This window comes from Halorubrum sp. Ea1 (assembly GCF_002252965.1).
Taxonomy (GTDB): domain Archaea; phylum Halobacteriota; class Halobacteria; order Halobacteriales; family Haloferacaceae; genus Halorubrum.
The window spans coordinates 1-9,798 of the sequence record NZ_NHPG01000005.1 but is presented as its reverse complement, the minus strand read 5'-3'; the positions used below and the strand labels follow the sequence as shown (position 1 = coordinate 9,798).

The 9,798-nt window shown below is 68.3% G+C and carries 9 protein-coding genes; 6 read left to right on the top strand and 3 right to left on the bottom strand.

What is annotated here, in order from left to right:
• The 3 genes from DJ73_RS00275 to DJ73_RS00265 all read left to right on the top strand — a co-directional run.
• Positions 1–633: MBL fold metallo-hydrolase (locus DJ73_RS00275; RefSeq protein ID WP_094557031.1), on the top strand; the 633-nt coding region annotated here is incomplete at its 5' end.
• 76 nt (positions 634–709) lie between these two features.
• Positions 710–1,129 (top strand): HIT family protein, encoded by a 420-nt coding sequence (locus DJ73_RS00270; protein ID WP_094524619.1) that lies wholly within the window; start codon positions 710–712, stop codon positions 1,127–1,129.
• Between the two features lie 149 nt (positions 1,130–1,278).
• A complete protein-coding gene (locus DJ73_RS00265; protein WP_094527620.1) occupies positions 1,279–2,058 on the top strand; it encodes an AAA family ATPase in 780 nt (259 codons plus the stop codon).
• Between the two features lie 48 nt (positions 2,059–2,106).
• Here the strand turns inward: DJ73_RS00265 and DJ73_RS00260 are convergent, their stop codons facing one another.
• Positions 2,107–2,631 carry a hypothetical protein gene (locus DJ73_RS00260; RefSeq protein ID WP_094524638.1) on the bottom strand — a complete coding sequence of 175 codons (525 nt, stop codon included), beginning with the start codon at positions 2,629–2,631 and terminating at the stop codon, positions 2,107–2,109.
• 163 nt (positions 2,632–2,794) lie between these two features.
• Here DJ73_RS00260 and DJ73_RS00255 point away from each other — a divergent pair, with 163 nt between their 5' ends.
• A complete protein-coding gene (locus DJ73_RS00255) occupies positions 2,795–3,826 on the top strand; it encodes a transcription initiation factor IIB family protein (RefSeq protein WP_094524621.1) in 1,032 nt (343 codons plus the stop codon).
• A gap of 34 nt (positions 3,827–3,860) precedes the next feature.
• Here the strand turns inward: DJ73_RS00255 and DJ73_RS00250 are convergent, their stop codons facing one another.
• Positions 3,861–4,739 carry a ZIP family metal transporter gene (locus tag DJ73_RS00250; RefSeq protein ID WP_394338277.1) on the bottom strand — a complete coding sequence of 293 codons (879 nt, stop codon included), beginning with the start codon at positions 4,737–4,739 and terminating at the stop codon, positions 3,861–3,863.
• A gap of 620 nt (positions 4,740–5,359) precedes the next feature.
• On the opposite strand from DJ73_RS00250, the gene DJ73_RS00245 reads away from it, so the two are divergent.
• Positions 5,360–5,905 carry a HalOD1 output domain-containing protein gene (locus tag DJ73_RS00245; RefSeq protein WP_094524622.1) on the top strand — a complete coding sequence of 182 codons (546 nt, stop codon included), beginning with the start codon at positions 5,360–5,362 and terminating at the stop codon, positions 5,903–5,905.
• Entirely contained in the window at positions 5,892–8,951 is a 3,060-nt protein-coding gene (locus DJ73_RS00240) for a PAS domain-containing protein (RefSeq protein WP_094557029.1), read from the top strand. Before DJ73_RS00245 ends, DJ73_RS00240 begins: the two co-directional genes overlap by 14 nt.
• A gap of 125 nt (positions 8,952–9,076) precedes the next feature.
• On the opposite strand, the gene DJ73_RS20005 is transcribed toward DJ73_RS00240, so the two are convergent.
• The coding region (locus DJ73_RS20005; protein WP_176451043.1) for a hypothetical protein at positions 9,077–9,798 on the bottom strand (722 nt) is incomplete at its 5' end.

Here is a 9,798-nt window from a genome sequence, read left to right as displayed (position 1 = left end):
GAGCGCGACCTCGCCGGGCACGACCCCGCGTTCCGGGTGCGAATCGAGGAGGTCGCGCCCGGCGAGGTCGCGCTCGACGCCGACGGCTACGCGGTCCGCGCGTTCGAGACGGAGCACCGGACCGTCTCGCAGGGGTACGTCCTCGACGAGGACGACCGGCCCGGTCGGTTCGACCGCCCGAGGGCGGAGGAACTCGGCGTTCCCGTCGGCCCGAAGTTCGGCCGGCTCCACGACGGCGAGCCCGTCGAGGCCGAGGACGGGACGGTCGTCGAGCCGGATCAGGTCGTCGGCCCGCCGCGGCCCGGTCGGACGCTCGTCTACACCGCCGACACGCGCCCGCGAGAGCGGACGGTCGAGGCCGCCGCCGGCGCCGACCTCCTCGTCCACGACGCGACCTTCGGCGACGACATGGCCGACCGCGCCCGCGACACGGCCCACTCGACCGGCCGCGAGGCCGGGGAGATCGCCGAGCGCGCGGACGCGAAGCGACTGGCGCTCGTCCACATCTCCTCGCGGTACGCGGCCGACGCCTCGCCGATCCGCCGGGAGGCGCGGGAGGCGTTCGACGGCGACGTGCTCCTCCCGGACGACGGCGACCTCGTCGAGGTGCCGTTCCCCGACGCGGAGGAGTAGGGTCGGTCGAATCGTGGCCCGGATCGACCCCCCCTTCCGGGAAAGCTTGATGAGTCGCGCCGCCGACCCCTCGCGTATGTCAGACGACTGCATCTTCTGTTCGATCGTCGCCGGCGACATCCCGGCGCGGACCGTCCACGAGACCGACGACGTGCTTGCGTTCCTCGACGCCAACCCGCTCGCACGCGGGCACACGCTCGTGATCCCGAAGTCGCACGCGCAGCACGTCGGCGACCTCGACGACGACCTCGCGAGCGAACTGTTCGCGACGGTGACCGAGCTCACCCCGCGGGTGCAGGCCGCGGTCGACGCCGACGGCGCCAACGTCGGGATCAACGACGGCGAGGCGGCCGGGCAGGAGGTCCCCCACGTCCACGTCCACGTCATCCCGCGGTTCGAGGGCGACGGCGGCGCGCCCCTCCACGCGGTGGGCGGGACGCGACCCGACCTCTCCGACGACGAACTGGACGCGGTGGCCGAAGCGATCGCCGGGTGAGGGCGGCCCTCGTCGACGGCCGAGTACCGCGCCCCTGATAAACGGCGGCCCTCGTCGACGGCCGAGTACCGCGCCCCTGATAAACGGCGGCCCTCGTCGACGGCCGGCGTACGACAGAGTTAACAGCGAAACTCCGAGTAGCCGACCGCATGCAGGCGACGACGCTCGCGCTCGTCGGAGCGACCGGCGGCGCGGGGACGACACGGACCGCCGTCGAACTGGCCGCGCTGGGCGCGAGGGACGGCCGCGACGTGGCCGTGGTCGACGCGGCGTTCACGACGCAGGGGCTCTCCGAGTACGTCTCGGGGCGGATAGACCCGGACGTGACGGCGCTCGTCACCGACGAGACCGGCGCGTCGCTGTCGGCGGCGGCGTACGCGACCGACACCGGGTCGAGCGATCGTGACGGGGAACCCGATCTCTCGGGACGCGCCGATCTGCTCCCGGCCCGCGCGCCGTTCGAGCGCGCCGCCCGCGCGAAGACGGCCGAGGCCGCGCGGAAGCTGGAGCGACGGATCGACGAGGCGGCGACCGCGTACGACGCCGTGGTCGTCGACGCCGCCCCCGTGGGGTCGAACGAGGCAGTCGCGGCGGTCACGGCCGCCGACCGCGTCGAGGCGGTGACCCCGGCGACGGCGCACGGCCGCGACGCGCTCCAGCGGCTCCGCGGCCGCGTGGCCGACGTCGGCGGGAGCGTCGACGGGACGGTCGCGGTGGCTCGCGCGGAAGGGCCGGCCGAGAGCGACGTCGGGGAGAACGCCGACACCCGGCTTCCGGCCGTCGACCCCGCGGTCGAGAGCGCCCCCGCGGCGGCGACCGGGACCGGCGACTACGTCGCGGCGCTGGCCGAGACGTACGAGCGCGCCTTCGACGCGGCGCTCGGGATCGAGTTCGAGGAGCCGGGGCTGGTCGATCGGATTCGGTCCTGAGGCGGTCGGAAGGACGGTGAGGAGCGGAATCGAAGGCGGTCGAGACGGTCAGCGCAGGCCGTCCGGCGATCCCAACGCGCCGCCGAGAGCGTCGCCGTCGCCGCGGAGGCCGTCGCCGAGCGGCGCGGAGCCCGCGACGTGCGCGTCGACGGCCTCGGCGACCGCGGGGACCGGGTCGTGGGTCTCGACGTACGTCGCCAGCGCGAAGTCGGCCTCGTCGCCGCCGGCGAGCGCGACCGCTTCGCTCCGGGCGGTCCGTCCGTCGAGCCAGTCGCGGACGACGCTCCGGCGGCTCGGCGCGAGCGGGCAGACGCCCTCGACGCCGCAGCGGTGGAGCGCCTTCGCGCCCGTCATCGGCGTCACCCCGGCCTCGCGGGCGGCGTCGCCGACGCTCCGCCCGGCCGTGTACGCGTCCACCAGCGTCGCGGTCGCGGCCGGGGTACACGGGAGGTCGTCCGCGTGCGCCGCGAGCCGGTCGACGAGCGGCGTCTCCGTGTCGTCGGCGACGGCGACACCGCGGTCGCGCTGGCTCGCGGTCACCTCTACCCCGTCCGCGATCTCCGACAGCGTCATGCGAACCGATGGCTCGGTCAGCGGGTTAAAACCACCGTACTGCGGCGGTGCGAGACCGCCGATCACCGACCGGTAACCGGTCGGTTCGAACGCGTCGATCCGGCCGATCACCCCCGAATTCGCCCGGGTTTAAGTAAGGCATCGGGCCCGAGTTCGACGTGTGATGAGTCAGGCACGCTCGACCCGCGTCCGTTCGCACCGCACCGAGACCGCCGACCGCGCCGCCGAGACGACCGCCGACGGAGAGGCGACCGCCGATCGCGAGGCGACCGCCGACAGCGAGACGACCGCTGCGGCGGGGGAGAGAGAGGCCGAAGGGACGCCGGCGACCGGACCGACCGCCGTCGACGAGTGTCCCGAGTGCGGCGGTCGGACCCGCGTCGACTCCGCCGAACGCGTCTGTACGGAGTGCGGACTCGTCGTCGAGGCCGATCGGATCGACCACGGCCCGGAGTGGCGGTCGTTCGACGACGACGACGCGAACCCCAAGCGCACCGGCGCGCCGCTGACGCGCTCGCGGCACGACCGCGGACTCTCGACGGAGATCGGTCGCTCGACACGCGTGAAGGGGCGCAAGCGCCGGCGGCTCGCCCGGATGCGGACCCAGCACAACCGGGCGCAGATCTCGACGAAGCGCGACCGCAACAAGGTGTACGCGTACACCGAGATCCGTCGGCTGACAGGCGTCTTGGAGCTCCCCGACAGCGTCCGCGACGCGGCCTGCGCGCTGTTCGACTCGGCGCAGGACGAGAGCCTGCTGCGGGGGCGGTCGCTGGAGGGCTTTTCCGCCGCCTGCGTCTACGTCGCCTGCCGAACCGCCGACGTGGCCCGCACGGTGGGCGAGGTGTGCGCCGAGGCGAAGGCGACCGAGGACGAGCACCAGGCCGCCTTCGACGCGATGAACCGAGAGCTCGGGCTCCCGATCGGCCCGACCGGACCCGCGGAGTACCTCCCGCGGTTCGCGAGCGACCTCGGCTGCGCGGCCGACGTGGAGCGGCGGGCGGGCGAGCTCGCGGAGCGCGCCGTGGAAGAGGGGATCGCGAACGGCCGCAACCCGGTCGGCGTCGCCGCCGCCTGCCTGTACACCGCGGCCCGCGAGCTGGGCGCCGACTGCACGCAGCGGGAGGCGGCCGACGTCGCCGACGTGACGCCCGTGACGGTCCGGCGGACGTACGTGGACCTGACCGGGGAGTGAGCCGCGCGCGACCGGGGCGCCGCGGGCGGAGCCGTCAGCCGATCAGGAGCCAGCCGAGGACGACGGCGGTCCCGCCGACGACGGAGCTGACGGCCGCGTGAGTGCGGAGTCGGTCGCGGAGGCGGTGTCCGTCGGCCGCGGCGTCCGCGGGGCAGGTCTCGCTTCCGGCCGTGCACTCGGGCAGCAGATCGACGGCGACGTGGAGGAACACGCCGGCCCCGACGCCGAACAGCAGACCGCGGACGGTGCTGGACGGGGTGACGCCGACCGCGGCGACCGGGAGGGCGATGAGGCCGACGGCGGCCGCCGGGAGCGCGAGCACGGCGACCGACCGGTCCCGCCCGGCGAGGCGGCGCGCCGCGGCGTACCCGGCCGGCGCCTTGTGCGAGACGAGCGCGATACCGAGCAGCGACGTGAGCGACGGCATCGCGCCGTAAATGGCGCCGATGATCGCGCCGGCCGCGAGCGCGTGGACCGTCAGCTCCGCGGCCGTGTGGTCGACCGGGAGATCGAGGTGCGTGAACCGGTGTCCGAGCGAGTGACCGGCGTACCCCGCCAGGAAGCCGACGGCGATGCCGAGGCTACCGAAGCGCCCGTGTTGGGCGAGCGCTTGCGGGATCAGAAACAACGCCGTGCTCGTCACCATCGCGCCGCTCGCCAGCCCGTACCCCCAGACCGGTTCGAGCGGGTGATCGGCCGCCGCCGCCCGGGCGCCCAGCGGCGCGCCGAGCGCCATCGCACCGAACGCCACCCACGAGATCGCGGGCAGCTTCCACGTGACGTCGGTCGCGAGCGCGAGCGCCGAGAGAGCGACGAGCGCGAGCACGCCGGCGCCGCCGATCGCCCGCTCGCGGGTCGACAGCGGGACCCGATCGCCGTTCGCCCGGTCGGCGATGTCTTCGAAAGACACCATTGTTCATTAATAACTATATTGTATTAATTGATAATTGTTCCGCCGAGGACGCGATTCGCGGAGCGCTATCGGGGCGTCGAATCCGGGACGAACGGGCCGAGAGAGCCGCAGTCCGTGACGCCCCGTCGGGCGGGCGCGCGGCGTCAGCGGGGACGCCGCGAGCCGAGGCGCGCGGAGCGGCCGACGGTACGAGAGGAACGCGGTACGGCCGGCGGCGCGGTAGGCGCGTGGTGCACGCGGTGCGCTCTGGCGAGCGCAGCAAAAATGTGAGGTCACAGAGGCCATTACCTGATATTTCTGTCATACCACTTATCATCCTATCTGCTGATATACGGATGTCGACCGGGAATATCGGTCGACGCGATCCCCGGAACGGGGAACGCTGTCAGAGGCACGGCGCGTGACTCGGTGAGGACAGCGAGTCACGCAGGTCGCCGCTCGGAGGACGTCGGTGGGAGACCGGGCCGAGTGTGAGGCCGAGCAGACGACCTCGTCCGGTCGCGTGAGACGGAGAGCTGAACGGCCGTCGAGTCCCGCACACGCGTACATATTCGGTATCGCCCGCGGGAAGCGGATTATTCCGTGAAACGTGACATACTGATTCGGTGAAATTATTCGGCATGAATTCGGACGTGTCAGTTACTCGGTTCGACGCGGCGAGTGCACCATCCGCGCTCGACGCGATGTTCGATGCGGTCTCGGCGTTCAAAAACACGGAAGGCGACGAGCTCCGACGCCTCGATAGGTACGTCAGCCCCGATGGCATAAACCTCCTCTTCGGCGGGCCGGGCGGTTCAGCGACGCGTCTCGAAGAGGGAACGCTGTCGTTCCGGTACGACGACGTGTTCGTGACGATGACGCACGACGAGCTGATCGAGGTCATCGACGCCGACGCGTTCCGCTCACGGCCATTGCATTACGGACTCTCAGCGGACGCACGCGCACGGGAGTCGACCGAAGCGGCTCTCGAAGTGGCGGCAACGGCACTCGCCGAGGCTGAAGAACACGTCTGGACCGCCGCTACCAACGCGTCGGACAGTGAACTCGTTGACCCGCTCTGGGCAGTGGTGGAGCGGCTCTGGGCCATTCAGACATTGATCGATGACCTGACCGCTCGGCCGTGTTCGACTGAACCGCTGGCAACACGGGTCGATGACGAGCGGTGACGAGGTGACCGAGGACGCGCTGTTCAACCTCGGCGTCGACCTCAACCGGGAAGAGACAGTAGGCGGCGCTGTTGATCGGACACTGACCGCGATCCGTGCCACACTGGGAGACGCAGCGATTACCGTGTGGCGAAACCACAACGAGCGCGACAGCAGCGTTGAGAACGCCCAACCGCCGGAACAGCCGTCCCAACCGGCGTTTAGTTCCGAACGTCATATCGGTCGGCCGGGCCGAACACCCCCACCGGACGCAGCTCTTATCAAGCGATGTTTCACGACTGATGCGCCGGCTCGAACCGACGGGGTGGCCGGACCAATCGCACCGGATGACAGCCGCTGGCTGCCGCGTGAGGAACTGTTCGTTCCGATCGGTTCCGAGCGTGTGCTGTCGGTTGGATGGGGTCACCGCGACGCTGCGACCGCGTTGGACGGGGCCGCCGTCCGCGATGTCCTAGAGCGAGCAGCGGAGTTACTGGCCGCGGCACTCGACCGCATTGGCTCCCAGACACGTGAGCCGACAGGCGAGAGCGCCTCTGAGATTCGCCTCGGGGCGTTTCAACAAGCGATTGAGGACGCCGCCGATGGCGTCGCCATTCTTGACGACGAGTCGTACGTCTATATCGACCAGACGCACGTCGACATGTACGGATTCGACAGCAAACAGGAGTTGCTCGGTCGAAGTTGGCGAGAGCTATACGCTGCGGATGAAGCGGCACGGATCGAGAAGGAAGCTTTCGACGCGCTCGAACGCGATGGTCACTGGCAGGGGCGAGTAACGGGAAGTCGGCCAGATGGAACGACGTTCCCGGCGGAGCTGTCCCTGACGATGGTCACCCCATCCCGAATGGTCTGTACGGTGCGTGACGTGAGCGATCGTGAAGCACGGGAACACGAACTCGCATTAAAAGAGCGGGCGCTGGACGAAGCAGGGACCAGCATCCAGATTACGGACCCGACCCAACCGGGGAACCCGTTGGTGTACGTCAACGAGGAGTTTGTACAGCTAACCGGATACGAGCGGTCAGAGGCTCTCGGCCGAAACCCGAGATTCCTCCAGGGCCCCGGATCAGATTCGGAGACGACAAAGCGCATCCGTACGGCGATCGAAACCGAGCGACCGATAACGACTAAGCTGAGAAACTACACCGCGGAGGGTGAACCGTACTGGGCGAAGCTCTCCGTGACGCCGGTTCGAGACGCAAACGGAATCGTGACAAACTACATCGGGGTTCAACACGATATTACCGAGCAACGACGGCGGATCAGAGAGCTCAGAGACCAGACTGAGCGGCTGGAACTCGTCCTCAGCGGGACGGAGACGGGCATCGGTGAGTGGGACTTCAGTACCAACACAGTCACGTTGGACGCCACTTTACGAGAGACGGTCGGAGCGAGCCCGACGACGATAGACGAATGGCAAGCAGTAGTTTATCCGGAGGACCGCGAACGTGCCGCTGACGCCCTGCGGCGCCCGATCGAGACCGGTGACCCGGCTGCTGAGACGATACGAATCGGGACGGATGACAGCGAAGTCACGTGGATAGATATACACACCGTTGTGAGTGATGCGGGTGATGGCTCTGCCAGTGTGCTGGCGATGGGGCGGGACGCGACGAAGCGCTCCGAGCGTGTGAAATGGGCGTCGAAACTGTTTGATCAGGGCCCGCTGCTGTTCGTTCAAACTCGGGCCGTTGGCGGCGAAGCAGTCATTGAGGCCTGTGACCGGTCGTTTTCCGACGCGCTGGGGTGCGAGCGCGAAGCGGTGGTTGGACAGCCGCTCAGTGAGTTTTATGACGATAGCTCGACTGATTCACTCCAGTCAGACGGCTACGAACGCGCGCTTAGCGGTGATCTCACCGTCGCAGAACGCACGCTCGTGACGACGGACGGCGACACGGTCCCGTGTCTGTTACGGGCGATCCCACGCACCGTTGACGACGAAGTCGTCGGTACCGATGTGTTGTTTATTGATATCTCTGAACGCGAGAAGTACACTCGGCGACTGGAGGCTGTGTTTAACAGCCCACACCAGCTTACCGCGTTAGTCCGCCCCAATAAAACCGTGACTGACGTGAACGATACGCTGGTCGCACGCATCGGTGTTGATCGGTCGACAATTGTTGGTGAACCGATCGACAAATTCCCGTGGCTGAGCCTTGACCCGAACCACGGACTCACGGTTTCTGAGGCGGTCAACCGCGCGGGTGACGGTGAACTCGTCCAGACCGAAGGAGAACTACAGGGTCCAGATGGTCTCGCACGCATCGACGTGTCGTTCAAGCCAATTCGTAACGCCGCTGGTGAAATCACGCTGATCGCCGTTGAGGGGAAGGATATCACCGTGAAGACGCGACAGCGACAGCATTTACAGGTGTTCCAGCGGGTCGTCCGACACAACGTCCGCAACGATTTAAACAAGCTCGTGGGATGGACAACGATGCTCGCCGAGGAACCGGACGCTGACTGTCGTCAAGATCACCTCCGCCGACTGACGCGTATATTCGACGGATGGGAACGGCTTACGAACAAAATGCAGGTGATCGATCGCGCGATACGGGAGATACCACACGACGAGTCAACCGTTAACATCGCTGAGGTCACTGAAAAGGCCGCGACGGCGGTACGGGATGACCACTCGGACGCAACGATCGCCGTCTCTGTCGACGCGACCGACGGGACTGTCTCACGATGGCTTACACACCCGCTTACCGAGGTGATAAAGAACGCGGTGGCCGCAGGAGACAGAGAAGACCCGCACGTCAACGTATCGGTGAGACAGGCAGACGACGGCTGGCTCCAGATCGTCGTGACTGACGACGGGCCTGGCATGCCAGATATCGAGCGGGGGGTACTCGTCACCGGCGAAGAGACGCCGTTACAGCACGGTTCCGCGCTCGGGATCTGGCTGATTCGTATGTTAGTTTCGATGCTTGGCGGGGAGGTCGACGTCGACGTGACCGACACAGGTACCGAGGTCGTGCTTCGCGTTCCGACGGCGTCAGCAAACCGCAACCCGGCTTCGGTCGAACCCAGCCGGATGGCCTAAAGAGCGTACTGTACAAACCGCGAGGAGTATGGGGTGGTCGACGAACAAAGCGCGGCCTCACGACGAAGATCAGCGAGCCGAAATCCAGCGATCGAGGCCGGCTCGTGGCCCGGATTCGCCGGGTGCTATTCCGAGGTAGACTCGCCGCCACCTTCGTCGGCTGTCCCGGAGAGCTGTCGGTCCACCAACCGGACCGACGCTTCGCTATCCGAGCACGGCGCCGAGCCAACCACCTGCCATGTGGGAGCAACGTCCTGCTTCCCAGACACGCGCGCCTCGATCTGGCCGTCGCCGGTTCGTATCTCGATGACGTAATCGAGGTGCGCCGCCCCGAACCGGTCGGCGCCGTCGACGTCGGTTGTCGGCGGCAGGTGGACGAGTCCGCCGACGCCCTGATTGCGCCACTGGCCGACCAGCTCGTGGAGGAACCTGTCGAGCGTGCGGGCGTCGTGGTGCGCGAGCAGCTGCGTCATCGTCGCGATCGCGAAGGTCCCGGGTCGGTCGTCCGTCGCGAGCCGCATCGTCGCGCGCTCGGCGGCGACCCCGAGCGACGTGAGGTCGCCGCACCGGACCGACCCCGCGTCGCTCGTCGCGATGTCGACGCCGCCGTCGGCCTCCGCGCCGGGCGTCGAGTCGATGACGAGCGGGTCCATCGCCGAGAGTCGGCCGTAGACCTCGTGACGCGGGTACTTCGTCGTCAACACCGCGCCCGTTTCCGCCATCGCCTCGTACACGGCGTAGAACAGGTCGTCGTACAGCTGGGAGCTCGGCGCCGCGAAGCCGACGACGTCGTCGTACTGAACGGCGGTGTCGGCGATAAAGGCCGGCGTGACCGTCTCCGGAGAGG